At 70.0% G+C, this 23,144-nt stretch carries 28 protein-coding genes; 16 read left to right on the plus strand and 12 right to left on the minus strand.

Annotated features, from left to right (window positions below):
- Nucleotides 1-20 precede the first annotated feature (20 nt).
- From DAETH_RS12385 to DAETH_RS12420, 8 genes are all read left to right on the plus strand, one after another.
- Nucleotides 21-614 carry a shikimate kinase gene (locus tag DAETH_RS12385; RefSeq protein ID WP_264775190.1) on the plus strand — a complete coding sequence of 198 codons (594 nt, stop codon included), beginning with the start codon at nucleotides 21-23 and terminating at the stop codon, nucleotides 612-614.
- A complete protein-coding gene (gene aroB, locus DAETH_RS12390) occupies nucleotides 601-1,650 on the plus strand; it encodes a 3-dehydroquinate synthase (protein WP_264775191.1) in 1,050 nt (349 codons plus the stop codon). The genes DAETH_RS12385 and aroB overlap by 14 nt, the downstream gene beginning before the upstream one ends.
- 75 nt (nucleotides 1,651-1,725) lie before the next feature.
- Nucleotides 1,726-2,157, plus strand: a complete 432-nt coding sequence (aroQ, locus tag DAETH_RS12395) for a type II 3-dehydroquinate dehydratase (protein WP_264775192.1) — start codon at nucleotides 1,726-1,728, stop codon at nucleotides 2,155-2,157.
- Nucleotides 2,154-2,972 carry an alpha/beta hydrolase gene (locus DAETH_RS12400; RefSeq protein ID WP_264775193.1) on the plus strand — a complete coding sequence of 273 codons (819 nt, stop codon included), beginning with the start codon at nucleotides 2,154-2,156 and terminating at the stop codon, nucleotides 2,970-2,972. The genes aroQ and DAETH_RS12400 overlap by 4 nt, the downstream gene beginning before the upstream one ends.
- A gap of 1 nt (nucleotide 2,973) precedes the next feature.
- On the plus strand, nucleotides 2,974-3,555 hold the full coding sequence (locus tag DAETH_RS12405; RefSeq protein ID WP_264775194.1) for a hypothetical protein: 582 nt from the start codon (nucleotides 2,974-2,976) through the stop codon (nucleotides 3,553-3,555).
- 128 nt (nucleotides 3,556-3,683) lie between these two features.
- Nucleotides 3,684-4,109 (plus strand): 50S ribosomal protein L13, encoded by a 426-nt coding sequence (gene rplM / locus DAETH_RS12410; RefSeq protein WP_264775195.1) that lies wholly within the window; start codon nucleotides 3,684-3,686, stop codon nucleotides 4,107-4,109.
- A 2-nt stretch (nucleotides 4,110-4,111) separates the two neighbouring features.
- Complete coding sequence (gene rpsI / locus DAETH_RS12415; RefSeq protein WP_264775196.1) at nucleotides 4,112-4,504, plus strand: 30S ribosomal protein S9; 393 nt, start codon at nucleotides 4,112-4,114, stop codon at nucleotides 4,502-4,504.
- A 159-nt stretch (nucleotides 4,505-4,663) separates the two neighbouring features.
- Nucleotides 4,664-5,434, plus strand: coding sequence for a hypothetical protein (locus tag DAETH_RS12420; RefSeq protein ID WP_264775197.1), 771 nt, complete (start codon nucleotides 4,664-4,666; stop codon nucleotides 5,432-5,434).
- 78 nt (nucleotides 5,435-5,512) lie between these two features.
- Here DAETH_RS12420 and DAETH_RS12425 read toward each other — a convergent pair whose 3' ends face one another.
- Nucleotides 5,513-5,977, minus strand: coding sequence for an NfeD family protein (locus DAETH_RS12425; protein ID WP_264775198.1), 465 nt, complete (start codon nucleotides 5,975-5,977; stop codon nucleotides 5,513-5,515).
- Nucleotides 5,978-5,979: 2 nt separating this feature from the next.
- Nucleotides 5,980-6,954, minus strand: a complete 975-nt coding sequence (locus DAETH_RS12430; RefSeq protein WP_264775199.1) for an SPFH domain-containing protein — start codon at nucleotides 6,952-6,954, stop codon at nucleotides 5,980-5,982.
- Nucleotides 6,955-7,023: 69 nt separating this feature from the next.
- Between DAETH_RS12430 and DAETH_RS12435 the strand changes: the two genes are divergently transcribed.
- The gene (locus DAETH_RS12435) at nucleotides 7,024-8,436 is read left to right on the plus strand and encodes an ATP-binding cassette domain-containing protein (protein ID WP_264775200.1); all 1,413 of its coding nucleotides are present in this window, start codon (nucleotides 7,024-7,026) and stop codon (nucleotides 8,434-8,436) included.
- Here DAETH_RS12435 and DAETH_RS12440 read toward each other — a convergent pair.
- Both DAETH_RS12440 and rplS read right to left on the minus strand, forming a co-directional pair.
- Nucleotides 8,420-9,253 (minus strand): HAD hydrolase family protein, encoded by an 834-nt coding sequence (locus tag DAETH_RS12440; protein ID WP_264775201.1) that lies wholly within the window; start codon nucleotides 9,251-9,253, stop codon nucleotides 8,420-8,422. The two genes, DAETH_RS12435 and DAETH_RS12440, sit on opposite strands and share 17 nt — an antisense overlap.
- 125 nt (nucleotides 9,254-9,378) lie before the next feature.
- On the minus strand, nucleotides 9,379-9,864 hold the full coding sequence (rplS, locus tag DAETH_RS12445; protein ID WP_264775202.1) for a 50S ribosomal protein L19: 486 nt from the start codon (nucleotides 9,862-9,864) through the stop codon (nucleotides 9,379-9,381).
- Nucleotides 9,865-10,116: 252 nt separating this feature from the next.
- Here rplS and DAETH_RS12450 point away from each other — a divergent pair, with 252 nt between their 5' ends.
- From DAETH_RS12450 to DAETH_RS12460, 3 genes are all read left to right on the plus strand, one after another.
- Complete coding sequence (locus tag DAETH_RS12450; RefSeq protein WP_264775203.1) at nucleotides 10,117-10,911, plus strand: hypothetical protein; 795 nt, start codon at nucleotides 10,117-10,119, stop codon at nucleotides 10,909-10,911.
- 219 nt (nucleotides 10,912-11,130) lie between these two features.
- Nucleotides 11,131-12,678: a threonine ammonia-lyase, biosynthetic gene (ilvA, locus tag DAETH_RS12455; RefSeq protein ID WP_264775204.1), complete on the plus strand. Its 1,548-nt coding sequence runs from the start codon at nucleotides 11,131-11,133 to the stop codon at nucleotides 12,676-12,678.
- Between the two features lie 25 nt (nucleotides 12,679-12,703).
- Nucleotides 12,704-13,267, plus strand: coding sequence for a chloramphenicol phosphotransferase CPT family protein (locus tag DAETH_RS12460; protein WP_264775205.1), 564 nt, complete (start codon nucleotides 12,704-12,706; stop codon nucleotides 13,265-13,267).
- Nucleotides 13,268-13,269: 2 nt separating this feature from the next.
- Here the strand turns inward: DAETH_RS12460 and DAETH_RS12465 are convergent, their stop codons facing one another.
- Complete coding sequence (locus DAETH_RS12465) at nucleotides 13,270-14,247, minus strand: hypothetical protein (RefSeq protein WP_264775206.1); 978 nt, start codon at nucleotides 14,245-14,247, stop codon at nucleotides 13,270-13,272.
- Nucleotides 14,244-14,963 (minus strand): M23 family metallopeptidase, encoded by a 720-nt coding sequence (locus DAETH_RS12470; protein ID WP_264775207.1) that lies wholly within the window; start codon nucleotides 14,961-14,963, stop codon nucleotides 14,244-14,246. The genes DAETH_RS12465 and DAETH_RS12470 overlap by 4 nt, the downstream gene beginning before the upstream one ends.
- Before the next feature lie 205 nt (nucleotides 14,964-15,168).
- Here DAETH_RS12470 and der point away from each other — a divergent pair, with 205 nt between their 5' ends.
- Nucleotides 15,169-16,494, plus strand: a complete 1,326-nt coding sequence (gene der / locus DAETH_RS12475) for a ribosome biogenesis GTPase Der (RefSeq protein WP_264775208.1) — start codon at nucleotides 15,169-15,171, stop codon at nucleotides 16,492-16,494.
- A gap of 90 nt (nucleotides 16,495-16,584) precedes the next feature.
- Here der and DAETH_RS12480 read toward each other — a convergent pair whose 3' ends face one another.
- The gene (locus tag DAETH_RS12480; RefSeq protein WP_264775209.1) at nucleotides 16,585-16,935 is read right to left on the minus strand and encodes a hypothetical protein; all 351 of its coding nucleotides are present in this window, start codon (nucleotides 16,933-16,935) and stop codon (nucleotides 16,585-16,587) included.
- Between the two features lie 267 nt (nucleotides 16,936-17,202).
- On the opposite strand from DAETH_RS12480, the gene DAETH_RS12485 reads away from it, so the two are divergent.
- Together DAETH_RS12485 and DAETH_RS12490 are read left to right on the plus strand one after the other, a co-directional pair.
- Nucleotides 17,203-18,336, plus strand: coding sequence for a PQQ-dependent sugar dehydrogenase (locus DAETH_RS12485; RefSeq protein WP_264775210.1), 1,134 nt, complete (start codon nucleotides 17,203-17,205; stop codon nucleotides 18,334-18,336).
- A gap of 81 nt (nucleotides 18,337-18,417) precedes the next feature.
- Nucleotides 18,418-18,741, plus strand: coding sequence for a hypothetical protein (locus DAETH_RS12490; protein ID WP_264775211.1), 324 nt, complete (start codon nucleotides 18,418-18,420; stop codon nucleotides 18,739-18,741).
- Between the two features lie 63 nt (nucleotides 18,742-18,804).
- Here the strand turns inward: DAETH_RS12490 and DAETH_RS12495 are convergent, their stop codons facing one another.
- The 5 genes from DAETH_RS12495 to DAETH_RS12515 all read right to left on the minus strand — a co-directional run bounded on the left by DAETH_RS12495 (nucleotide 18,805) and on the right by DAETH_RS12515 (nucleotide 22,561).
- On the minus strand, nucleotides 18,805-19,545 hold the full coding sequence (locus tag DAETH_RS12495; RefSeq protein WP_264775212.1) for a cytochrome c biogenesis CcdA family protein: 741 nt from the start codon (nucleotides 19,543-19,545) through the stop codon (nucleotides 18,805-18,807).
- Between the two features lie 4 nt (nucleotides 19,546-19,549).
- Complete coding sequence (locus DAETH_RS12500; protein WP_264775213.1) at nucleotides 19,550-19,984, minus strand: thioredoxin family protein; 435 nt, start codon at nucleotides 19,982-19,984, stop codon at nucleotides 19,550-19,552.
- Between the two features lie 43 nt (nucleotides 19,985-20,027).
- On the minus strand, nucleotides 20,028-21,245 hold the full coding sequence (locus DAETH_RS12505) for a hypothetical protein (RefSeq protein ID WP_264775214.1): 1,218 nt from the start codon (nucleotides 21,243-21,245) through the stop codon (nucleotides 20,028-20,030).
- Nucleotides 21,233-21,934 carry a sigma-70 family RNA polymerase sigma factor gene (locus DAETH_RS12510; protein ID WP_264775215.1) on the minus strand — a complete coding sequence of 234 codons (702 nt, stop codon included), beginning with the start codon at nucleotides 21,932-21,934 and terminating at the stop codon, nucleotides 21,233-21,235. Before DAETH_RS12510 ends, DAETH_RS12505 begins: the two co-directional genes overlap by 13 nt.
- Nucleotides 21,935-22,327: 393 nt before the next feature.
- Nucleotides 22,328-22,561, minus strand: a complete 234-nt coding sequence (locus DAETH_RS12515; protein ID WP_264775216.1) for a VF530 family protein — start codon at nucleotides 22,559-22,561, stop codon at nucleotides 22,328-22,330.
- On the opposite strand from DAETH_RS12515, the gene DAETH_RS12520 reads away from it, so the two are divergent.
- Nucleotides 22,550-23,113, plus strand: coding sequence for a hypothetical protein (locus tag DAETH_RS12520; protein WP_264775217.1), 564 nt, complete (start codon nucleotides 22,550-22,552; stop codon nucleotides 23,111-23,113). The genes DAETH_RS12515 and DAETH_RS12520 overlap by 12 nt on opposite strands.
- Nucleotides 23,114-23,144: the final 31 nt, after the last annotated feature.

The following is a 23,144-nucleotide window of genomic DNA, read 5'->3' on the forward strand; positions in this document are numbered from 1 at the left end:
TTTCCACTAGACTGTCCCCCATGCACGGGACCGGCCTGATCGAGCGCCCCGTCACCTGGGTGGCGCTGGCGGGCTTCATGGGCACCGGGAAAAGCCGGGTGGGCTGGGAACTCTCGCGGATGCTCGCCCTGCACTTCGTGGACACCGACAAGCTGATCACCCGCGTGGTGGGCAAGACCATCCCCGAGGTTTTCGCACAGGAGGGGGAGGGCTACTTCCGCGCCTGCGAGCAGGAGGTCGTACGCCGGGTCACCCGCCTCGACCACGCCGTCGTGAGCCTGGGCGGCGGCACCTTCATCCACGAGACGAACCGCCGCACCCTGCTGGAGCGCGGCCCGGTCGTCGTGCTGTGGGCGAGTCCCGAGACGGTCTACCAGCGCACCAAGCACAGCGACCGCCCCCTGCTGAAGACCCCTGACCCCCTGACCCGCATCCGCACCCTGATGACCGAGCGCGAGGAGCACTACCGCCAGGGCACCCTCCACGTCCACAGCGACGGCCGCCCTGCCGAGGAGATCGCCGGGGAGATCGTGGAGCGGCTGTGGGACTGGGCCGAGGCCGGGGCAGAAGTCGAGGAGGCAGAACTCGTCGGGGCCGAGCGTGCGACGGATTGAGGTCGGGGGCGAGCGGACTTACGCCGTGGAGGTCGGCTCAGGACTGATTTCCAGGGCCCGCGTCCCCGAGCGGCACGTCGCCCTCATCCACCCGGTAGACCTGCCCGTGCTCCTCGTCGAAGCGGCGCAGTCGGCCCTCTCCCCCACCCTGACCGTGAGCGTCCCCGCCCGCGACGACTGCAAGACGCTGGATGTCTTTTCGGGCGTGCTCTCGCGGCTGGCACGGGCGAACATCCCGCGTGACGGGGCGGTGGTGGGGCTGGGCGGAGGGGCGGCGACCGACCTCGCGGGCTTCGTGGCGGCGAGTTATCTGCGTGGCGTCGCCTTCTACACCATGCCCACCACCCTGCTCGGCATGGTGGACGCGGCGGTGGGGGGCAAGACGGGCGTGAACCTTCCCGAGGGCAAGAATCTGGTGGGTGCGTTCTGGCCTCCCCGGGCCGTGTGGTGCGACACGGACGTGCTCGCCACCCTGCCCCCCGCCGTCTTCGCGGAGGGTGCGGCGGAGGCGTACAAGCACGGGCTGATCGCCGACCCGGCCCTCCTCCCCCGCGTCCTGTCCCCTGACTTCCGCCCCGGTGGCTCCAACCTAGAGGACACCCTCGCGGACGCCATCGCCGTCAAGGCCGGGGTCGTCACGCGCGACCTGACGGAGAGGGGCGAGCGGGCCTTCCTGAACTTCGGGCACACCCTCGCACACGCGCTGGAGGCCTTCACCGATCATGGAGTCACGCACGGCGAGGCGGTGGGGTACGGGATGCACTACGCAGCCCGCCTCTCCCGCGCGCTCGGCGGGGCGGACCTGACCGGGCACACGCTCGCCTTCCTGGGCTGGCAGCGGCCCCGGCCCCTTCCCCCCCTCACGTTCGAGGACGTGTGGCCGTACATGGCGCGCGATAAGAAGGCGGACGCGGAGGGGGTGCGCTTCGTGCTGCTGCATGACCTGGCGCGGCCCTACCTGGCGCGGGTGCCGGGGGAGGTGCTGCGGCGGGAGTTCGCGGGGTGGCGGGAAGAGGTCGAAACAGTGAGTAGGTAGTGGTCCGTGGTGAGTGGAAAAGACGCGGCCCACGGACCACTCATCACTTCCCACTCACCCTGTTACGCTTCCCCCATGCTGCTCGTCCTGAACGGCCCCAACCTCAACCGCCTCGGCCTGCGGGAGCCGGGCGTGTACGGCTCGCAGACGCTCGAAGACCTCGAACGCCTGTGCGAGGGGTGGGGGGCGGAACTCAGCGTCACCGTCACCTGCCGCCAGAGCAACTTCGAGGGCCAACTGCTCGAATGGGTCCACGAGGCGCAGGAGCAGGGCTTTGCGGGCATCGTGATCAATCCCGGCGCCCTCACCCACTATTCCTACGCGCTGCGCGACGCCATCGCCGGGCAGCCCCTCCCCGTGGTCGAGGTCCACATCAGCAACGTGGACGCGCGGGAGGAGTTCCGGCACAGGTCGGTCACCGCCGCCGTGTGCCGGGGCAAGATCAGCGGCCTGGGCTTTCTGGGCTACCGCCTGGCGATGGAGGCCCTGACGGAGGGCGGCACGTGAGCTGGCGCCCCTACGCGGCGAGGCCGGACAGCACGGTCACAGGCACCCTGCTCCAGTGGGAGGGGGTAGGCGACGCGAACCACGCCCCGCGCACCCTGCTCGCCTGGCTGCCGCCCTCTTACGACACAGACCCGAACCGCCGCTACCCGGTCGTCTACTTCCACGACGGCCAGAACGTCTTCGACGCGGCCACGAGCAACAGCGGCGAGTGGGGGGCGGACGAGACGTTGACCGAGTTGGCGGCGCGGGGAGTGGAGGCCATCGCGGTCGGCATTCCCCACGGCGGCGAGCGGAGATTCCACGAGTACAGCGCGTCGCCCAACCCGGAGTTGACAGGCACGGCGGACGGGGGCGGTGCGGACGACTACGTCACCTTTCTGGTGGGTACGGTCAAACCGGCTGTGGACGGCCACTTCCGCACTCTTCCCGGCCCGGGCAGCACGGTCGTCATCGGTTCCAGCATGGGGGGTCTGGTCAGCCTGCACGCCCTGCTCACCCGCCCGGACGTGTTTGGGCACGCCGGGGTGATGAGTCCGGCGTTCTGGACTGCGCCCGCCCAGTCCTTTACTCGCGTCCAGACCAGCCCCACCCCAACCGGGCGCATCTGGCTCGACATCGGCGGCCGGGAGGGCCCCGAAGAGCCCGAGCTGATGCGTGCCTACTGGCGAGACGCCCACGCCATGCGCGACCTGCTGCTCGAAAAGGGCATGGGCGAGCAGTTATGCTTCGTGGCCGAGCCGGAGGGCATCCACCACGAGAGCGCGTGGGCGCGGCGGTTGCTGGGGGCGCTGGAGTTTTTGCTTGGAGACGGGTGAGATGGCGAGTGGACTGAGCAACAAATTGACAGGGCAGATCGGCGAGTTTCTGGTTTGCGCTGAACTTGGGAGACAGCTTGATCTGGTAGCCACCCCCTTCGCTGGAAACGTGCCTGCCTTCGACCTGCTGGTGGCGGACGAACAGTGCCGTTGCATCCCCGTCCAGGTCAAGGCGGCGAGAGGACCCCAATGGTTGTCTCCTGCAAACAACTGGATCAATCTGGAGGTTGTCGGCAACAGGCAGGTGGACCACGGCGACCGGAAGCTCGACCACCCGAACTTGATCTACGTCTTCGTCGCCATCGCGGGTAAGAACGCCGCAGAAACGGAGGACGCGAAAGATCGTTTTTTTGTCCTCACCCAACAGGACGTGCAGAACATCATGGCCCCGGCGTATCGGGCCTACATGGAAGAGCGCAAGGAACCCTGGCGTCGTCCTCGCAACCCTGCCTCTTTCGACGCGCGCCTGAATGCCTCGCAGTTGCAGGAGGGAGGTTTTGAGGACAACTGGGACCTCGTTCGGCGCCAGCTTGAGGCGCAGACTTCACCCTCACTGCCCTTGCCCCCCTCCCCCCTGCCCTGATACACTCGCTAACGGTGTTTCGCGCTTGGTAGGGCCGGAACGTTCGGGAGGCTCCCGGAGGCGCACGCAGACCTTTCCCCCGAGGTGCGGGGCGCACTCGCAGCCAAATTCCCCCCACGAGGCAAGACGTGAAGACTTTCGTACCCAAAAACGACGAGCAGAACTGGGTCGTGGTGGACGCGGCGAACGTGCCGCTGGGCCGCCTGGCGACCCTGATCGCCAGCCGCATTCGCGGCAAGCACCGCCCCGACTTCACGCCCAACATCATCCAGGGCGACTTCGTCGTCGTGGTCAACGCCGAGAAGGTCGTGCTGACCGGCGGCAAGCTGGACACCAAGGTGTACACCCGCTACACCGGCTACCAGGGCGGCCTCAGGACCGAGACGGCCCGCGTGGCCCTCGCCAAGCACCCCGAGCGCGTGATCGAGCACGCCGTCTTCGGGATGCTGCCCAAGGGCCGCCAGGGCCGCGCGATGCACACCCGCCTGAAGGTCTACGCGGGCGAAACTCACCCCCACACCGCTCAGAAGCCCCAGCGGCTTGAGGTTCGTTAACCATGGCCATTGAACAGTTCTACGGCACGGGCCGCCGCAAGGCCGCTGTCGCCCGCGTGTTCCTGCGCGCCGGCGAGGGCCGCATCATCGTCAACGGCAAGGAGTTCCAGACCTACTTCCGGGGCCTCCTGCGCGCCGTCCACGCCCTCCAGGGCTTCCGCGAGACGGGCACCGCCGGTCGCTACGACGCCATCATCACCGTGACGGGAGGCGGCCCCAGCGGTCAGGCGGACGCGATCAAGCTCGGCATCGCCCGCGCCCTGCTGAAGGTCAACCCCGACTTCCGCGCCCAGCTCAAGCCCCGGGGCCTGCTCACCCGCGACCCCCGCGAGGTCGAGCGCAAGAAGTACGGCCTGAAGAAGGCCCGCCGCGCGCCCCAGTTCAGCAAGCGATAAACAAGCGCGGCCAGCAAGAACTCCCTTCCAGGTTGGAAGGGAGTTTTCTTTTGCCGGACGAGCTGGGATGTGCCGCCAGCCTTCATCGAACCTTCATTCTTTTGGAGAGGCGGACATCTGCGGGGGTGGACGCTTCCCCAGCCTCTACGCTGTGAGGATATGCAAAAGCTCAAACGGTCTGCCCTCGGCACCCTCCTTCTCGGCGGCCTGATGACGGCCTGCACCAACACGGTCACCCCGACGGCGACTCCGACGGCGATCAACGGCACGGTCGGCGGCTGGACGGGCGGGGCGGGTACGGTCAGCCTTCAGGAGGGCTCCAAGCTGCTCAGCAGCGCGGCGCTGAACAGCAACGGGACTTTCCAGCTGGCACTTCCGGCCGCGTCGGCGGTCACGCCGTATCTGACTTCGATCAGCAGCGTCACCTTCGAGGAGACGGGGTGCAAGGGGAGCCTGACCGTCAGCGATCAAAGTGCGCGGGCCTACGCCGTGGCGAGTCTGACGGCAACGGCGGGCGGCAACAGCCAGACCATCCTGCCCGTGAGCTACGCCCAGTCCTCGACCCCCACCCAGGTCAGCGCAACCGCCGAGGCCCGATTCTGGGTCTATGCCGACCGCGACGTGAACCTGAGCGGCAGCCTGAACTGCACCTCCACACAACCCGGCGTGACGTTCGACGGGAAGCTGACGGCGAACGCCCGCCTGCACACCGGCTGGAACATCCTGAAGGCCAGCGCAGCCCTCACGTCCAACCCCCAGGGCACCAGCAGCAGTCTGACCCTCACCCTGGAAAATACGCCCGACAGCGCCTCGTTCTGGATCAGCGAGGGCCAGGGCGCCCTCCCCGGTATCGGCAGCATTGGCAATAGCGCCAGTGATCAGGCCACGCTGCTCGACCGGCTGGCCAAGATGGTGCCGTTCCAGAAGTAGGGCCAGAACTCCATTGCCGACAGGGCCGCCGCATTCCAACACCAGGAAATGCGGCGGCCCTGTCTCGGTGCCCTGCCCTCAGCCCCGCCGATCCGCCGCCTCCACCTCCAGCGTCGTCCCCTCCGCGCCCACGACCAGCACCCGGCTCCCGGTGGGGAGGTCGGGCCCGGTCGCGCGCCATTCGCTGTCCCCGACCCGGACACGGCCCACGCCGTTCACGATGGGGGCAGTGACGGTCACAGTGCGCCCCAGGAAGCGCGCCGACCCGACGTTGAGGGCGTCACCCGCCTCGCTGCCCCCCGGGAGGCGGCTGACATAGCGGCGCCCGATCAAGAAGGCGGCCACGCTGAGCGCCGCGAAGAGCAGGAGTTGCAGGGCGACGGGCAGCGGGAGCACGAAGACGACGAGACCCAGCGTGAAGGCGGCGAGGGCCAGCCACACGAAGAGCACGCCCGGCGCCAGGAGTTCCAGCAGAAGCAGTAGGGCGCCCAGCACCCACCAGTGCCAGGGCTCTACCCGGGCCAGGCTGGGCAGCCAGTCCACCGTCAGGACCTCCGGGGGCCGCTCAGGACCGGGCTCTCGATCTTGCCGAGGCTATTCATGCTGTTTCCGGGGCTGAAGGCCTCACGTGCCACCTCCGCGATGCCCTGAAGGCTGCCGAGGATGCTCGTGGCCTCGACGGGCAGGATCAGCGTCTTCTGGTTGGGGGCGGTGGCGATCTCCTTGAGCGCGTCCACGTACCGCTGAGCGATGAAGTAGTTGATGGCCTGGACATTGCCCGCCGCGATGGCCTCGCTGACCATGCGGGTCGCCTCCGCTTCGGCCTGGGCACTGCGCTCACGGGCCTCGGCCTCCAGGAAGGCAGCCTGGCGGCGGCCCTCGGCGTTCAGGATCTCGGCCTGCTTTTCGCCCTCGGCCTTGAGGATGGCGGCTTGCCGGAAGCCCTCGGCGTCGAGGATGTTGGCCCGCTTCTCGCGCTCGGCCTTCATCTGGCGGGCCATGCTCGCCACCAGATCGGCGGGCGGGCGGATGTCCTTGACCTCGATGCGGGTGGCCTTGACCCCCCACGGCTCGGTCGCCTCGTCCACCACCATCAGCAGGCGGGCGTTGATCTGGTCGCGGTTGGAGAGCAGCTCGTCGAGGTCCATGCTGCCCATCACCGTGCGGATGTTCGTCATGGTGAGGTTGAGGGTCGCCTGCTCCAGATTACGGACCTCGTAGCTCGCCTTCGCGGCGTCGAGGACCTGATAGAACACCACGCCGTCCACGGTGACGAGGGCGTTGTCCTTGGTGATGACCTCCTGCGAGGGCACGTCGAGGACCTGCTCCATCATGTTGACCCGGCGGCCCACCCGGTCGATGTAGGGGATGATCAGGTTGAGGCCCGGCTTGAGGGTGCGCTGGAATTTGCCGAACCGTTCCTGGGTCCACTCGAAGCCCTGCGGCACGCTCTTGACGCCCGCGAGCAGGGTCACGATGACGAGCAGCACGAGCACGCTGACGAGGATGAGTACGCCCATAGGTTGTCGCCTCCTGTCTTCCCTTACGCGGGGGCGGGGGCCCGGGTTCCCGCTCTACACTCGGCGGCGATGACGGGACCGCTGGTGGAACTCAGGGACGTGACGGTCCGGGCGGGCGGGCGAACGCTGCTGGAGGGGGTGACGTTGTGCCTGCAACCTGGAGAGGCCCTGCGGCTCAGTGGGCCGAACGGTGGCGGCAAGACCACGCTGCTGCGGCTGCTGGCGGGCGAGGTTGCCCCGGTGAGTGGGGAACGCGTCTACCGGCTGGGGGGTGAAACGCGGCGGTCGGCGGTCCAGGCGAGAAGAACCCTCTCCGTCGTCGGCCCGGACGCCGAGGCCTTCTACCTCACCCGCGAGTGGGCCCAGACCGTGCACGACGTGCTCCTGGCGGGCTTCGAGGGGGACGCGCTGCGGCTGTGGGAGGCCACGCCCGAAGCCTCGGCACGACTGGAGGAAGTCACGTTGTTGACGGGGGTTGAATCCTTCATGAGCCGCGACTTCCGCACCCTCAGCCACGGGCAGCGGCGGCGGGTGGTCCTGGCCCGTGCCCTGATGCCGCGCCCCGAGGCCATGCTCCTCGACGAATTCACCGACGGGCTGAGCGGGAAGGCGAGAGCGGAACTGGGCCGCGTGCTGGTGAGGGTGCATGAGGTAGGCGTCGCCGTCGTGCTCGCCACGCATCGGCCGGAGGAGGCGCCTCCCCTCCCCTGGCGGACGCTGCATGTCAGTGGAGGAAGGGTGACGGCGGAGGGGGGGGCTCAGTCCGAAACGGACGAGGCCACGCACCTTCCTCCTCCCCCCGGCTCCGGCGACCTCGTGCGGCTGCGGGACGCGCGGGTCTACCGCAACGGCCACCTCGCCCTCGGCCCGCTCGACTGGACGTGGGAGGCGGGGCAGCACTGGCTCGTCACTGGAGAGAACGGCAGCGGCAAGAGCACCCTCGCCCGCCTGATCGCCGGGGAGTTCCACCCGGCGCTGGGCGGCACGGTGGAGCGGCCCTACCTCGCCCGCGACCTGCTGACGGCCCGGCGGCGCACGATAGGGCTGGTGAGCGCCGAGGTCGGCATCCGGCAGCGCCGCGAGTGGACGGGGCGGGACGTGATCGGAAGCGCGTGGGGCGGGACGGAGGGCTTCGCTCCCGACCTCACGCCGGAGCAGGCCGGGCGGGTGGACACCCTCGCCGCGCACCTCGGCGTCACCGACCTCCTCACCCGCAATGCCGAGACGCTCTCGCAGGGGCAACTGCGGCGCCTGCTCCTTGCCCGCTCGGTTGCACACTCTCCCCGCCTCCTGATCCTCGACGAGGGGCTGGACTTTCTGGACGTGGGGGCACGCGCCGCCTTTCTCACGCTGCTGCCGGGGCTCGCCCGGAACGGCACGCACGTTATGGTGATCGCGCACCGCCCTGCGGACGCGCCGCCCGGCCTGACCCACCACCTTCACCTCGACGGCGGGCGGAAGGTGTTCAGCCGTCCCCTCTAACCTGCTGGGGTTCCGAGGTCTTCTCTAACCGGTCGGCCAGCGCGTCGAGGAATGTTCCCAGCGCCTCGGGGGAGGCCACCCGCGCGTGGGCGTGGCGGGCGAGGAGGGGCAGGCTGCCGAGCTGCACGGCGTACCCGGCGAGTTCGAGCATCGCCTCGTCGTTGTCGCTGTCCCCGAAGGCAACCGTGCGCTCCAGGGGGATGTCCAGCGCCCCCGCGATCAGGGTCAGGGCCGCCCCCTTGTGCGCGCCGACCGGGGTGACGGTCAGGAAGTGGTCGTAGGGGGGCTGGGCGCCCGTGAGCACGAGGCTGGGGTGTTTGTCCCGCAGGCGGGCGGCGAAGTCCCTCACGCCGGGGTGGTAGAAGCCGACCTTGAGCACGCCGTCGGTCGGAGCCTCGGCAAGCGGGCGCCAGGAGCGGAGTTGCATCCACGGCTCGGGCTCGCGGCCCGGCGGGAGGTCGATATACAGGGTGTCCGGCGTGAAGACGACGACGCGGGCGTCCTCCAGCTCATGCGCGAGCACCGCCTCCAGCTCGACGGGGGTGAAACGGGCCTCGGCGCGGAGTTCACCGCCGATCTCGATGCGCCCGCCGTTGTTGGAGGCGATGGCGTCGGGCTGCACGGCGTCGCGCACGGGGCGAGGGGCGGTGTCGCGGCCGGTGATGATCGCCACCCTCGCGCCCAGTTCCCGCAGCCGCGCCAGGGCGTCCACGCTCGCGGGGGGCACCTCGCGGCCCTGGTCGGGGATCAGGGTGCCGTCGAGGTCGAAGGCGAGGAGGAGCGGCAATTCGGCGGGGAGGAGGCGGGGCGTGGTCACGCGGGGCAGCCTAGCAAGCCTTTCCCGTGAGGGAACGTGAGGGAGGGGCGAAGGCTGAGGTCAAAGAAAGAGGCCAAAGAAAACCGCCCACCGTCGCGGGCGGGCGGGCAGAGACGGGGATGAGCTTACTCGCCCAGCGTCTCGACGGGCGTGAAGTCGCTCTGGGCCTCAACGGGCGAGGTGGCCTGGGCAGCGGCGTCCGCCTTGCCCCGGGCGACGCGGGCGGCGTCTTTCATCACGCGGCTGCGGTCGCTCTTGATGCGGGCGGCCTTGCCGCGCAGTTCGCGCAGGTAGTACAGCTTGGCCCGGCGCACCTTGCCGCGCTCCAGCACCGTGACCTTCGCCACCAGCGGGCTGCTGAAGGGGAAGACGCGCTCAACGCCCTCGCCGAAGGAAATCTTGCGGACGGTGAAGCTCTTGCGGCTGCCCGAGCCGTTCATGGCGATGACCACGCCCTCGAAGGCCTGGTTGCGGGTGCGGTTGCCCTCGACCACCTTGGTCTCGACCCGTACCGTGTCGCCCGGCTGGAACTCGGGGTGCTCAGTCTTGATGTGGGGCTGCTCGACGGCGCGCAGGATCGCGCCACGGTTTACTTTGACGGCACTTTGCATCTTGTTCTCCTTCGCCAGCGGACCGCCCCACAGTCCCGGCTCGACCGGGCAGAGACGTTCTTGGCCTGATGTGCGGCTCCCGCACTGCGGCGGGGCGAACCTGGGGAGTATAGCCGCCCTGGCGCCCGGACCTCAAGGGGCACGCCCCGGCGGCTTTACCCTGCCCTTATCCAATCACGGCAGAGCCTGAGTTTCCCCGCTCCTGGACCTGTCTGCCCCAGATCACTTTTCTCACGATGTGGCGCAGGCAACATGCTGCCTGTGGACGGATCGGCCGAGAAGAGGGACGCCCTGCTGGCGAGCGCGCGGCAGGCGGTGGGCGAGCACCGTCGCCGGGTGGCGGAGGCGCGGGCGCGGGAACACGTGGGGGCGGCGGGTTGGGCGCAGACGAGCATGCTGGAGGCGATCATCCGGGCGGGGCGTGAGGGTTCGGCGGCGGTGGACGCGCTGCGGCAGGTGGTGTCCCTGACGACCGAGCAGGTGCGGACGCTGCCGCTGGGGGCGCCCGGCGAGGCCCGCGAGGTCCACGCGCAGGCCCTCTCCGAGATCGTGCACAGCGGTGAGGAGCAGATCAGCGCCGCCGAGGCCCTGGACGACCTGGTGTGCCACGCGCTCGCCGAGGTGACGCGCACGCCCGTGGCCGAGGTGAACGTGCAGGCCCTGCGCCGGATTCACGAGTGGTTGCAGGGGCAGGTCGGCGCCCTGGAGACGATCACCGGGTCGGCGCGGGCCCAGGCTGACACCCTCGAACAGATCAGCCGCCTGGAACGGGTGAGTGCCGAGCACCAGGAGCGGGTGGAGGCCACCCGGCACCTCAGCGCCCGGGAGCGGGTGCAGGTGCTGGGAGACCTGGGCGAGGAGGTCGTGGGGCGCATCGCGGAACTCGACGAGGCCAACGCGCACCAGCTTGACGCCCTGGGCCGCATCGGGGAGGCGGTCGTCGAGAAGGTGGCGGAGACGGGGACCACCCCCTCCCAGCAGGTCCAGGCCCTCGAAGCCCTCGCCCAGGCCGTGCAGGACAAGGCCGAGGAGTTGCGGGAACGCTGAGCCGACGCTGGGCCCCACGAGGCGCGGCCCCGTCACTTCCCTCCTTGTCTACCCCTGCGCACCTTTCCTCCCCCGCCCCGCGCCTATCCTCCGGGCATGCAGGCGGCGCCAATGATCCGGGCCCTCGGGGACTGACGTTGCCTAGGCCCGCGTGCCCCACGTTCACCCCCGCGTCCGAGGCGGGGGCTTTTTCTTGTTCTCGGCGAGGAGAATAGGCACATGACGCAAACCCAGGAATTCACTCCCGGCTCGCTGGGCGCCCAGGACGTGCTGCGGCTCGCCCTGACGAGCAAGGTGTACCGCGCGGCGGTGGAAACGCCCCTCAGCGCGGCGCCGGGGATCAGCGCCCGCTCCGGCAACACGGTCTGGCTCAAGCGGGAAGACCAGCAGCCCATCTTCTCCTTCAAGCTGCGGGGGGCCTACAACAAGATGAGCCACCTTACCCCCGAGGAGGCCGCGCGGGGGGTGATCTGCGCCTCGGCGGGCAACCACGCGCAGGGGGTGGCGTTCGCGGCGCAGCGCCTGGGACTCAAGGCGGTCATCGTGATGCCCGTGACCACGCCCGAGATCAAGGTGCAGGCGTGCCGGGTCCGGGGGGCCGAGGTGATCCTCCACGGCGACTCCTTCAGCGACGCCGAGGCGCACGCCTACCGCCTGCAACGTGAGTCGGGGCTGACCTTCGTCCACCCCTACGACGATCCCCTCGTGCTCGCGGGGCAGGGCACGATTGCGCTCGAACTCCTGCGGCAGGTGGATAATGGGGCCTACACGGTGTTCGTGCCCGTCGGCGGCGGCGGACTCATCGCGGGGGTGGCGGGCGTCATGAAGGCGCTGCGGGCCGACGTGCGGATCGTGGGCGTGGAGCCCGACGACTCCGACGCGATGTACCAGAGCCTGCGGGCGGGAGCGCCGGTGCGTCTCGACACCGTGGGCATCTTCGTGGACGGGGTGGCGGTCAAGCAGGTGGGGGCCTACACCTTCGACCTCACCCGTCGCCTCGTGGACGACTGGGTGCGGGTGAACACCGACGAGGTGTGCGCCGCGATCAAGGACGTGTTCGACGACACCCGGGCGGTCATGGAGCCCGCCGGGGCGCTGGCGGTGGCGGGGCTGAAGAAGTACGCCGCCGAACGGGGGCTGAGGGGAGAAACGCTCGTGGCGCTGACCTGCGGCGCGAACATGAACTTCGACCGCCTGCGCCACGTCGCCGAGCGGACCGAGATCGGCGAGCAGCGCGAGGCGACGCTGGCCGTGACGATCCCGGAGCGGCCCGGCTCCTTCCGCGAGTTCATCGAGGTGATCGGCCCGCGCACCATCACCGAGTTCAACTACCGCTACGCGCCTCGTCTGGAAGCCCGCGTCTTCGTCGGCGTGCAGCTTCGCTCCCCGGGCGAGCGCGCCGAACTCGTGGACACCCTCTCCGCGTACGGCTACGGTGTCACCGACCTCACCGACAACGAGATCGCCAAGGTCCACATCCGCCACATGGTCGGCGGCCGCGCCCCCGAGGCCACCGACGAGCGCGTCTACTCCTTCACCTTCCCCGAGCGGCCCGGCGCCCTCCTCGAATTCCTGACCCACCTCCACGCGGGCTGGAACATCAGCCTCTTCCACTACCGCAACCACGGCAGCGCGCACGGCCGCGTCCTCGCCGGAATCCAGGTTCCCGGCGAGGACCTGGGCGACTTCGCCGCCTTTCTCAGGGGGGTGGGCTACCCGGCGACGGACATGACGGGGAACCCGGCGTACCGGCTGTTCTTGACGTGAGGTTGTGGGCGGTAGGGTGGAGGACGTGCCTTCTTCCCCTCCCGTGCCCCCGGGCAGGTTGATCCTGCTCAACGGCGCGTCGAGTGCCGGAAAATCGACGCTATGCCACGCCATTCAAACGCGAATCGACGAACCGTTTCTCCAGTTCTCGCTGGATTTCCTGATGTTCGGGGCCAGAGTATTGCCCCGCCGCGATCCTGAGGGGCCCTTTTCCTGGGCCGAGATGCGTCCCCGGTTGTTCGAGGGGTACTATCGCTGCCTCCCCGCGTTTCTGGGCGCGGGCAACAACCTGGTGGTGGACTACATCATCGAGACACCCGAACAGTGGCGGCGCCTGGTGGAATTGCTGCGGCCCTTCGATGTCTTTCTGGTGGGGGTCCATTGTCCGCTGGACGAACTGGAGCGGCGGGAGAGGGCGCGCGGTGACCGCCACCTCGGGGACGCCCGGCGTGACCTGCTGACCGTGCATACCTTCACCCGCTACGACTTTGAGGTGGACTCCCGGCGTCCACCCGAGGAGAACTCGGAAAGAATCATCGCCGCGTGGCACTTGAGACGGTGGCCCGGCGTGCTGGGCCGCCTCTCCTAAACTTACGGCAGTTCCACCACCCGAACATTCCCGTCCCTGGCACTGAGGTACGACACCCTCTCCCCGTCGGGGCTGACGTTCCAGTCGCCCTGGCGGACCTGATCGCCGAGGTCACCGAGGGTGCGCCAGGCGTTCGTTCCCACGTTGTACTCGCGCAGGACGTGGGGAGAACCGTCGGCCCTGAGGGGGATGAGGAGGAGGCGCCGCGCGTCGCGCCAGCGGTAGGAGCCGAAGGCATCGAGCTTGCGGGGGGTCCCGCCCGAGGTGGGCCGCAACCACAGGCCGTTGCGCGCCGCCGAGTCGAAGGCGACGTAGTAAATGACGCGCGAGCCGTCCGGGCTGACGCTGACCCCCCGGAAGGAGAGGGCGGTGGCGAGACTGCGGCGGGCCCCCGTGCGCGTGTCGAGGGTGAAGAGCTCGCGGTCGCGGTTGCCCGGGCTGCGTTTGCCGTTCAACAGGAGGACGTTCTCGTTGAGCCACCCGCTGATCCCGCCGCCGTAGAGGGTAGCGACCTGGCGGGGCGAGCCGAACACGTCCGCCGCGAAGACGCGGGTGGCTCGGCGGTCGAAGTTGCCCGCCGTGTCGCTGCGCGTGAACGCGAGCCGGTTTTCCGAGGCCGTCCACGTCACGTCCCCGCCGCGCGTGGGGAGGGTGAATCTCCGCCCGTCCGCGAGCCGTTCGATGACCGTGTTCTCGCCCGTGCCGGGCCTGACCGCCCAGCGCAGTTTCGGGGAGAAAAAGGCGACGGAGGAGAAGCGGCGGGTGACCGTCTCGCCGTCCGCCGACACCTGATAGATGCCCGTGGTGGGGCGGGCGGGGGGCCCGTCGAGGAAGAGCAGCGCCTGCGAATCTGGTGTCCACACCGCGCCGGGACAACAGGTCCCCGAGAGCACGGCCCTTGAGGGCAGGGTGGCGGCCAGGGAGGAGGCCGAGAGCGCGAGGGCCAGCGCCCAGACCCGCTTGAAAGGGACTCGTTTCATCGTGCCCCTCCGGGCGAGGGCGGCCAGGGCCGGGCGAACTCGTTGAGGATTCGGCCGCCCCGGCGCACCTCGGGCTGCGACTCGGGCGTCTGCCACCTGCGCGGGGCCGAGAGGTCGTACTCGTACCCGCGCCCGAAGCTGCCCGCCAGCGACAGGGAATCCCAGTCGGCGGCGATGTAGGGCAGGGGATTGAAAAAACGCTGGTGCGAGCGGTCGCGGATTTCCAGGTGCAGGTGCGGGGCGCTCACGCAGGTGAACTGCGAGTCGCCGCTCTGGCCGATCACCTGCCCGCGCGTCACCCGCTGCCCCACCCGCAGAGGCGACCGCACCCGCAGGTGCCCGTACAGGCTGCTGAGGTTCCCCGCGTGGTCCACGACGACGTTGTGCGGCGGGCTGCCGTGCGAGCCGTCCACCTCGGCGACCACCCCGTCCCCGATGGCGCGAACCGGCGTGCCGCAGGGGGCGCTGAAGTCCAGCCCCGCGTGGACCCCCTGGAGGTTGATGTAGGTGCTGCGCCGCTGGCGGTACGCGCCCGTCGTGTTGCCGTAGCCCTGCCCCAGGAGCCAGGTGTCCGGCCCCGGCGCCCCGGCGAAGGGCAGCCCGAACTGCCGTGCGGGTTTCGCTATGGCGCTGTCCGGCAACGCGGGCGCGTAGTGCGCCCAGGCCACCGCACCTCCCGCCAGAACCACCCCCAGCCCCCAACTTCTCTTCCGCATGGGCGATGGTGACGCACCGCCGCGCTCAAGACGGTGCGGACGCTTACACGGCGACTTAGGTTTCAAACCGTAAAGCTTCTCCCTGTTAAACTTTTTGGTCTATGGCCCGCCCAGCCCGGTGTTCTCATCCGGCACAGGGGCGGCGGGCAGCGGCGAACTCTCCTGCTGACGCCAAGGGGAGTTCGACACCGAAAGGAGCGTCCACATGCATAAAGTCGCCATAGTAGGCCGACCGAACGTCGGCAAGTCCAGCCTGTTCAACCGCCTGGTGGGGCGGCGCGAGGCCGTCGTGGCCGATTTCCCGGGCGTGACGCGGGATGCCAAGGAAGGCCTGATGCTCTACCACAACCACCGCATCACCCTGGTGGACACCGGGGGACTCTGGAGCGGGGACGAGTGGGAGCAGGCCATCCGTGAGAAAGCCGAGTGGGCGATGGAGGGCGCCCAGGCGGTGATCTTCGTCCTCGACCCGCGTGAGGGACTCTCCGCCGCCGACTACGAGGTCGCCGAGTGGCTGCGGAAACTCGGCAAGCCGGTCATCGTCGTCGCCAACAAGATCGACAGCCCCAAGCACGAGGTCTACCTCGCCGAGCTGTGGGGCCTGGGCTTCGGCGATCCCATTGCCATCAGCGCCGAGCACGCGCGCGGCCTCGACGACCTGATGGAGCGGGTGATGAGCCACCTCCCCGAGGACGACGAGGACGTGCCGGAGATCGCACCCATCCGCATCAGCCTGATCGGGCGCCCGAACGTGGGCAAGTCGAGCCTCTTGAACGCGATCACCCAGAGCGAGCGGGCCATCGTGGCGGACAAGCCGGGCACCACCCGCGACAGCCTCGACGTGGAGTGGAATTACGGCGGGCAACGCTTCGTGCTGGTGGACACGGCGGGCATCCGCAAGAAGCCCGACACCGCCATCGAGGAGTACGCGATCCAGCGGTCGCAGGCGGCCATCGAGAGAAGCGACCTGATCTGGCTCGTGGTGAACGCCACCGAGATCGGCGACCACGAACTCAAGCTCGCCAACCTCGCCTACGACAGCGGCAAGCCCGTCATCGTCGTGGTGAACAAGTGGGACCTCGTGCCCGACGAGGACCTCAAGCGGACGGAAAAGGACCTCAACCAGAAGCTGCACCACATCTCGTACGCGCCGCGCGTGTACACCTCGGCGATCAATGACTACGGCATCCACGACATGCTCGCCGAGGCGATGAAGCTGCACGCGAAGTGGCAGAGCCGCATTCCCACCTCCGAACTCAACCGCTGGTTGGAAATCTGGCAGATGCGTCAGGCCATGCCCAACTTCCACGGCAAGCCGCTGAAGATGTACTTCATGACGCAGGTGGAGACCGCGCCGCCCACCTTTGCCATCTTCTGCAATCGCTCGGACTTCGTGACCCGCGCCTACGAGGGCTTCCTGCAAAACCGCATCCGCGAGGACCTGGGGCTGGCCGGAATTCCCGTGCGGCTGAAGTGGAAGGAGAAGGGGCCGTACAAGCGGGGCAAGAAGGGCGAGGCGGCGGAGGCGTAGGGGATTGTGGCATGTGGTTTGTCGCTTGTGGACCGGGGGAAACCTCGGTCCACGCTTTTTGTCCCTCCTCCACAAGCCACATGCCACGCGCTACAAGCTCTCCTCCCGCATCGCCACCCAGTCCTCCCACGCGAGGGCGGGCAGCAGCGCGAAGCTCCCCACGAACAGGGTCGCTATCGCGGCGGGCACCCGCACCGCCGTCTTGCCGTTGAGCACGAGGTACAGGGCCCCCAGGGTGCTCAGCGCCCCGACATCCATGAACATGACGCGCGCGAAGGTGCTCTGCCGCAGGGTGCCCACCAGGCCGAGGTCGTCCGGGCGCCCCCGCCCCAGCACGGTGGTCAGGACGAGGAGGACGAAGAGTGAGGCGTAGAGCCTCAGCCGCTCGGGGCCGGGGGCGCGGTACTTCTCCAGCGGGGCGGGGGTCTGGGGTCGGGTCATGGCCCAGCGTACCTGCTCGGCGGCCCCAGGAACCGGGCCTCGCACTCAACGTCCTCGTTTACCGTGAGCCAGGCGCCACATGATCAGGTGGCTGCTGGGCGGGCTTGTCGTCCCCAGCCTCATGGTGTGCGGCCCGACAAACGAGGGGGACTATGACGACTGAACGCCCCACGGGCCGACCGGCGTCTCCCGGGTTCTCCCTCCTGGCGGGAAGGCACCTCACATCCCGCTTACACTTCCCGTCCAGAGGACCCGGCACACTGGCGTATGTCCACAATTCGTCTTCCCGCCGTGCTGGCCCTTGCCGCCACCCTGCTCACCGCCTCCGCGTGTGCGCAGAGCGGCGCCGCGCCCCAGGTCCGCTTCACCCCCTTCGTGAGCGGGCTCTCGCAGGTCACCACCCTCACCCACGCGGGCGACGGCTCGGGCCGGATGTACGCCACCGAGCAGGGGGGCCTCGTGCGGGTGATCGAGGGGGGAAAGCTGCGCGACCAGCCCTTCCTCGACGTGCGGAACCTGACGAGCGCGGGGGGAGAGCGCGGGCTCCTCGGTCTCACCTTCGACCCGGCGTATAAGACCAACCGTCGCCTGTACGTCCACTACACCGACCGGAACGGGGACACGGTGCTCGCGCGCTACACGGCCGCCCCCGACTTCTCCCGCGCCGATCCCGGAAGCGCCCGCGTCCTCTTCACCACCGAGCAGCCCTACGCCAACCACAACGGCGGGCAACTCGCCTTCGGTCCCGACGGCTTCCTGTACCTGGGGCTGGGGGACGGGGGCAGCGGCGGCGACCCGCAGAACAACGGGCAGGACCTCGCCTCGCCGCTGGGGAAGATCCTGCGCTTCGACGTTAAGGGCGACGCGGCGCGGCCTGCTCCCGGCAATCCCTTCCTCAACCGCCAGGGGGCCAACCCGAACATCTGGGCGTACGGCCTGCGCAATCCCTGGCGCTTCTCCTTCGACCGCGTTTCGGGCGACCTGATCATCGCCGACGTGGGCCAGAACGAGTTCGAGGAGGTGGACCGCCAGCCCCGCACGAGCAAGGGAGGCGAGAACTACGGCTGGCGCGTCCGCGAGGCCAGAAGCTGCTTCAACCCGCCGAGCGGCTGCCCGACCCAGGGCCTGACCGACCCGGTGCTGCAATACGGACGGAACGAGGGCCAGAGCATCACGGGCGGCTACGTGTACCGGGGGAACGCCGTCCCGGCGCTCAAGGGCCGCTACGTCTTCGCCGACTTCGGCACGGGCAACGTGTGGGCTGCGCCGACGACCGGGCAGAGCTGGAGCAAGGCGAGGATCGGGAGCGTGCAGAACCCCTCGACCTTCGGGGAGGACGAGGCCGGGGAGCTGTACGTGGCCGAGTACGGCAGCGGGCGGGTGCTCAAGCTGAGCCGGTGATCCTCGCTCATCCCTGGCGTGGGGAGGCGACCGTCCTTCCCAGTTCTTCGCAAACCTTGGTGGATGGGCTTGACTCAACCCATGTGGGAGAGTTCCGCTCCGAGTCCGGCCCAGGCGGAGTTCGTGCGCGTCTTCGGCCCCGTGCTGGAGCACCCGCTCCGCTCCGGCGAGCCGACGGCCGCCGCCCGGCCCTTTTCACCTTCGCGGACCTGGCGAGTCCTCCTCTTCAGCTTCCTGGACGGCAGGCATTTCCGCCCTCAGGGCAACAGCGGCATCCCGACCGGGGTCTTCTCCACCACGCCCTTCGTGCTCGTGCTCGTCGTGCTGGCGCTGGCGGGGTCCAGGGGGCAGCAGGGGAACGCGCCCGCCGCGCCGGGGAGGGCGTACGTACGGGGCGAGCGGTAGGCGGGTGGAGCAGACGAAAGAGAGGCTGGGACACTCGCCCAGCCTCCTTTTTCGTCGTGCTTCCTACCGCAGGGTCCGGTCGAGTTGCCCCCGCACCGCCCCCGTCTCCTCCAGAAAGGCCAGGTTCTGCACGTAGGGCACGCGCTCCACGATATAGGACTGCGCGGCGCGGTCCACCCCCAGCGCCATCCCGACCGCGAAGAGGGCGAGCACCACACCGAAGGCCCGTTGTAGCCCGCCGAGATTCCGCAGCAGGGCGGGCAGGCGGGTCAGGAGGCGCCGACCCCCCGCCATGACCGCGAGCATGGGCAGGGCCACGCCGAGCGCGTAGGCGGTCGTGACGGCGGCGGCGAAGGCCGTCACCTGCCCGCTGAGCGCCAGGGTGGTCACGCTCGCCAGGATCGGCCCCACGCAGGGCGTCCAGACGAGGCCGAGAGTGGCGCCCACGAGCAGGCCGCCGATGAGCCCGTCCCCGCCGCCCCGCGCTCCCCCCTGCGGCACGGCCCGCGCGGCGAGGCGCTCGAAGCGGTGACCCAGCGCCGGGACGGCCAGCGTCAGCCCGAAGGCGAAGAGCAGGGCGACGGCCCCCCAGCGTAGGGCGTCGGCGGAGATGCCCAGCGCGGTCACCAGCGTGCTCAGAAACAGCGTGAGGACCACGAAACTGCCGAGAAAGCCCGCGATGATGCCCCAGGGCCGCGCCCGTCCGCCCACCGTGCCCGAGAGCACCACGGGCAGCACCGGCAGGATGCACGGCGACACCACCGTCAGCACGCCGCCGAAAAAGGCCACCAGCAGGAGCAGCATGGCCCTACCGCACCATGCCCGTCTTGGCGACGATCTCGCGCACGCCGCCGCCCGACCACTTCGCCAGCGCCTTGCCCTGCGCGTCCACCAGGACGAAGGTGTGCTGGGAGGTGATGCCGTACTGCCGCTTCAGGGCCGTCTCCTTGTCGTAATCGGTCTTGAAGACGACCACGTTCTTCGGCAATCCCGCCAGATTCTTCGTGAGGTCGGCGTCGGCGGCCTTGCAGTTGGGGCACCACGTCGCGTGGAAGAACAGCACCCGCCGCATTCCCTTTGCAGCGTCGAAGGCCGCCTTCGTGTAGGGCTGATAGGCACCCGACTTCATGGTGTGGTCACCCATGTTCATGTCGTGCCCGGTCATGGGCGTGGACGTGGGCGCGGCGGCGAGCGCGGTGGCGAGCAGGGCGGCGGCAAGGGCGGACAGGTGGAGCTTGTTCATATTGACCTCCTGATATGGATACGGGGGGAGGCAGGCCGGAGGTTCAATGCCCCAGCCGTCCCCGGGTGGCGAGGGAGGCGTCGAGGAGCCGCACACCCGCGCCTCTTCCCTCCACGGCGCCCTCCGCGACGGCGAAGGTGCCGCCGGGCAGGGCCGCCACGTCCATCGGGTGCCGGGCGGGAACGGGGGTCACCGCCCCGCTCGCCAGGTTCACCCGCGTGACCCGGCCCGCCCGGTCGCTGAGGAGGGCGAGGTCGCCGTTCAGCGTCAGCTTGTCGGGGGTGCCCGGCACGGCCCACTCGCGGGTGACCTGCCCGGCGTCGTCCAGCCGCAGGAGACGGCCCTTCAGGTCGAGGACGAGCACGCCGTCCCGGGTCTGGGCCAGGGCGACGGGAGCGCCGCCCACCCGCAGCCGGGCCTCCACCCGCAGGCTGACGGGGTCGAGCACACAGACCTCGCCGCTGAGGTGGTGGGTGACGTACAGCCGACCCCGGCGGAGCAGCACCCCGTCCATCACGTCCGCCAGCCCCATCTCCCCCTCGCGGGCCAGGGCGACCACCGGCCCGCCGAGACGGCCCACCTCGCCGCGCACGCTCTTGAAGTAGACCACCCCGTCCCCGGCCGCAAGGCCCGCCACCCCGCCCGGCACAGGGACGCTGCGCAGCACGCGCAGGGGCCCGGGTTGGAGTTCCAGCACCCGGTCGTTGGCGGCGTCGGCGAGGTAGACCCGGTCCCCCAGCCGCACGCCCTCGGTGAACCAGGCGGGCTGGCGTCCGGCGGTTTGCAGCGAGGCCCGCGCCCGGTCGCCCTGCACGAGCGTGACGGTCCCCGCGCGGTCGTTGCTCGCCACGATCAGGGCGTCCCCCGTGCTCACGACCACCGCCGGGTCGGGCAGGGGCCCCGCCGACGTGCGCGACCCAGTCAGGAGCGTCCCCGTGACGAGGAGCGCCGCCAGCGCCGCCGCGAGCCCCAGGCCCCAGGCCGGGCGCAGGGCAGGCAGCCTGGGACCAGCTCGGCGGCGGGTCCGCCGGGCACGGCTCAGGACGGCCGTGCGAAGTTCGGGCGGGGGGGAGTGCTCGGGCACCTCCTCCAGCAGGGCCCGTTCGACCGCCCGCAGCAGGGCGAGTTCCCGGGCGCAGTCGGGGCAGGAGGCCAGGTGCGCGGCGACCTCCCCCGGCAGCGGCCCGCCCCGCGAGACGTGCGCCTCCAGGGCCTCCCTAACCTCCTCACACGTCACGCCCTTCGCGTCTAGTCCAGCCATGTTCCCGCCTCCTCGCCCAGCACGCGCCGCAGGTGGTCCAGGGCGTACTTCAGGCGGCTTTTGACCGTGCCCACCGGCACGCCCATTGCTCCCGCGATCTCCTCGCGGCTCTGGCCCTGGAGGAAGGCGCGGCTCACGGTCTCGCGGTGCGCGGGGCTCAGGTGGGCGAGCCCGGCCCGCACCCGTTCCCCCCGCCGCTCGGCCTCGGCCCGCTCGCCGGGGCCGGGTCGGGGGTCGGGGAGGGGCAGCGTCTCGCCCGCCTCGTCCACCAGGGGGAGGTGGGCCCGCTCGGCGCGCAGGCGGTCGAGCGCCCGCGAGCGCGCGAGCACGAGCAGGTAGGCGCGCAGCCCGGCGCGGGCGGGGTCGTACCTCTCGGGATGGTTCCAGAGGGTCAGGAAGACCTCTTGCAGGGTGTCGGCCGCGCCCGCCGCGCCCAGCAGGCGCACGAGCACCCCGTGCACCGCCCCGGCGTGGCGGTCGTAGAGTTCGGCCAGGGCCTCCTCGTCGCGCCCGCGCAACCGGGCGGCCAGGGTGCCGTCGTCGGGCACCGGGTCAGCCCCCACGCTGCGGCGCCCCCGGGCCCAGGCCAGTTCGGCAGATAGCCACGTCACACCCAGGGTACGGGCCCCGGCCCCTTCCCAGTTCAACCGGAGGACGCGGCCTGCGCCGACCGGAGCGATCATCCCCATGGACTTCTCACGGAAGTGGGCGCCCAGGAGCGCAGAAGGTCAAAGGCAGAAGGCCGAAAGCCAAGGGCGAGCGCCTTCTGCTTTCTGCAATTTTCGCAGGAAGCCTGGTTGTCGCCAGAACAGGACCGGCTCTCCGCGTGGGGGCCGGTTTCCCGTGGCCTCCCCCTCCGCTGAGGCATGACGGCGGGCGAGTTTCCCTCCCCGGGAACCGGACGGGGTGCGGGTGGAGCTGGTGACCGGGAGGGGAAGGACGCACGCGCCTGACTCTCACCCGCTCCCTGGGCCTGCGCCGCGAGCGGGGAGGCGGGCGGGTGGTGGACGCGCCGACCCTCACGCCCGGCGTACCTCCAGCGGGAGTCGGCGGAGGTCCTGGCGGGGCGGGAGGAGCGGGCTTCAGGTTTCCCGCTCGTCGCGCGCGAGGGCCACGTACAGCGCCTCCACCTTCGCCCGCGCCCAGGGTGTCCTCCGCAGGAACTTGAGGCTGGAGGCTACGCTGGGATTGTTCTCGAAGCACCGCACGGGCACCCGCCGCGCCAGACCGTCCCAGCCGTAGCGTTCCGCGAGCCGCACGACGATCTGTTCGAGGGTGACGCCGTGCAGGGGGTCTCTGGAGGTGTGATCGGTCATCGCGCCCATGATGGCGGGCGGGCCGGGGCGCGCACAACCGGCGTCCCCGTCACCCCGGGGCCGGGCCCGGAACTGGACCTGATCGCGCGGGGAGCAGCGCGGCCGGACCATCCGCCTGCGGGGCGAGGGGAGGCGAGACTGGTTCGACCGACACGGGACGAGCGGGTGGTCTGTGCGAACATGCCGGGTGTGAACTCGCTGCTGCTTCGTTCCATGCTCGTGACGGGCCTCCTGATCGCGGCCCTGAACGTGGTCTTTTCAGGGGTGGAGTACGGGTTCGGGAACCTGCCCGCGTGGTTCTGGCTCGCGCAACTCCTCCTGATTCCCGCGATGCTCGTTCCGGCCCGCATGTTCCCCGAGGCGGCGGCCACCCGCGCCTACCCCCGCCGCGCCCTGCTCTACGCCCTGGGCTGGCTGGCCCCCTACGCCGTCTACCGCTTCACGGGCGACGCCCTGCGCCCCACCTTCAACGCGACCGCCTCGCTCTTCGCCACCTTGTTCACCTGCGTGCTCTTCGGCCTGATCTTCGCGGCGATCCGCAGACCGCAGTAGGGGGAGTCGCCAGGGAAGACCCGCGTCCTGT

The organism is Deinococcus aetherius (assembly GCF_025997855.1).
Lineage (GTDB): Bacteria > Deinococcota > Deinococci > Deinococcales > Deinococcaceae > Deinococcus > Deinococcus aetherius.

Bases quoted from the DNA above. Each gene is read 5' to 3' on its own strand.
- DAETH_RS12385 (WP_264775190.1), top strand. From the start codon at position 21: ATGCACGGGACCGGCCTGATCGAGCGCCCCGTCACCTGGGTGGCGCTG.
- aroQ (WP_264775192.1), top strand. From the start codon at position 1,726: ATGCTGCTCGTCCTGAACGGCCCCAACCTCAACCGCCTCGGCCTGCGG.
- DAETH_RS12405 (WP_264775194.1), top strand. From the start codon at position 2,974: ATGGCGAGTGGACTGAGCAACAAATTGACAGGGCAGATCGGCGAGTTT.
- rpsI (WP_264775196.1), top strand. From the start codon at position 4,112: ATGGCCATTGAACAGTTCTACGGCACGGGCCGCCGCAAGGCCGCTGTC.
- DAETH_RS12420 (WP_264775197.1), top strand. From the start codon at position 4,664: ATGCAAAAGCTCAAACGGTCTGCCCTCGGCACCCTCCTTCTCGGCGGC.
- DAETH_RS12430 (WP_264775199.1), bottom strand. From the start codon at position 6,954: ATGGGCGTACTCATCCTCGTCAGCGTGCTCGTGCTGCTCGTCATCGTG.
- DAETH_RS12435 (WP_264775200.1), top strand. From the start codon at position 7,024: ATGACGGGACCGCTGGTGGAACTCAGGGACGTGACGGTCCGGGCGGGC.
- rplS (WP_264775202.1), bottom strand. From the start codon at position 9,864: ATGCAAAGTGCCGTCAAAGTAAACCGTGGCGCGATCCTGCGCGCCGTC.
- DAETH_RS12450 (WP_264775203.1), top strand. From the start codon at position 10,117: ATGCTGCCTGTGGACGGATCGGCCGAGAAGAGGGACGCCCTGCTGGCG.
- ilvA (WP_264775204.1), top strand. From the start codon at position 11,131: ATGACGCAAACCCAGGAATTCACTCCCGGCTCGCTGGGCGCCCAGGAC.
- DAETH_RS12465 (WP_264775206.1), bottom strand. From the start codon at position 14,247: ATGAAACGAGTCCCTTTCAAGCGGGTCTGGGCGCTGGCCCTCGCGCTC.
- DAETH_RS12470 (WP_264775207.1), bottom strand. From the start codon at position 14,963: ATGCGGAAGAGAAGTTGGGGGCTGGGGGTGGTTCTGGCGGGAGGTGCG.
- der (WP_264775208.1), top strand. From the start codon at position 15,169: ATGCATAAAGTCGCCATAGTAGGCCGACCGAACGTCGGCAAGTCCAGC.
- DAETH_RS12480 (WP_264775209.1), bottom strand. From the start codon at position 16,935: ATGACCCGACCCCAGACCCCCGCCCCGCTGGAGAAGTACCGCGCCCCC.
- DAETH_RS12485 (WP_264775210.1), top strand. From the start codon at position 17,203: ATGTCCACAATTCGTCTTCCCGCCGTGCTGGCCCTTGCCGCCACCCTG.
- DAETH_RS12490 (WP_264775211.1), top strand. From the start codon at position 18,418: ATGTGGGAGAGTTCCGCTCCGAGTCCGGCCCAGGCGGAGTTCGTGCGC.
- DAETH_RS12495 (WP_264775212.1), bottom strand. From the start codon at position 19,545: ATGCTGCTCCTGCTGGTGGCCTTTTTCGGCGGCGTGCTGACGGTGGTG.
- DAETH_RS12500 (WP_264775213.1), bottom strand. From the start codon at position 19,984: ATGAACAAGCTCCACCTGTCCGCCCTTGCCGCCGCCCTGCTCGCCACC.
- DAETH_RS12505 (WP_264775214.1), bottom strand. From the start codon at position 21,245: ATGGCTGGACTAGACGCGAAGGGCGTGACGTGTGAGGAGGTTAGGGAG.
- DAETH_RS12510 (WP_264775215.1), bottom strand. From the start codon at position 21,934: ATGGGGATGATCGCTCCGGTCGGCGCAGGCCGCGTCCTCCGGTTGAAC.
- DAETH_RS12515 (WP_264775216.1), bottom strand. From the start codon at position 22,561: ATGACCGATCACACCTCCAGAGACCCCCTGCACGGCGTCACCCTCGAA.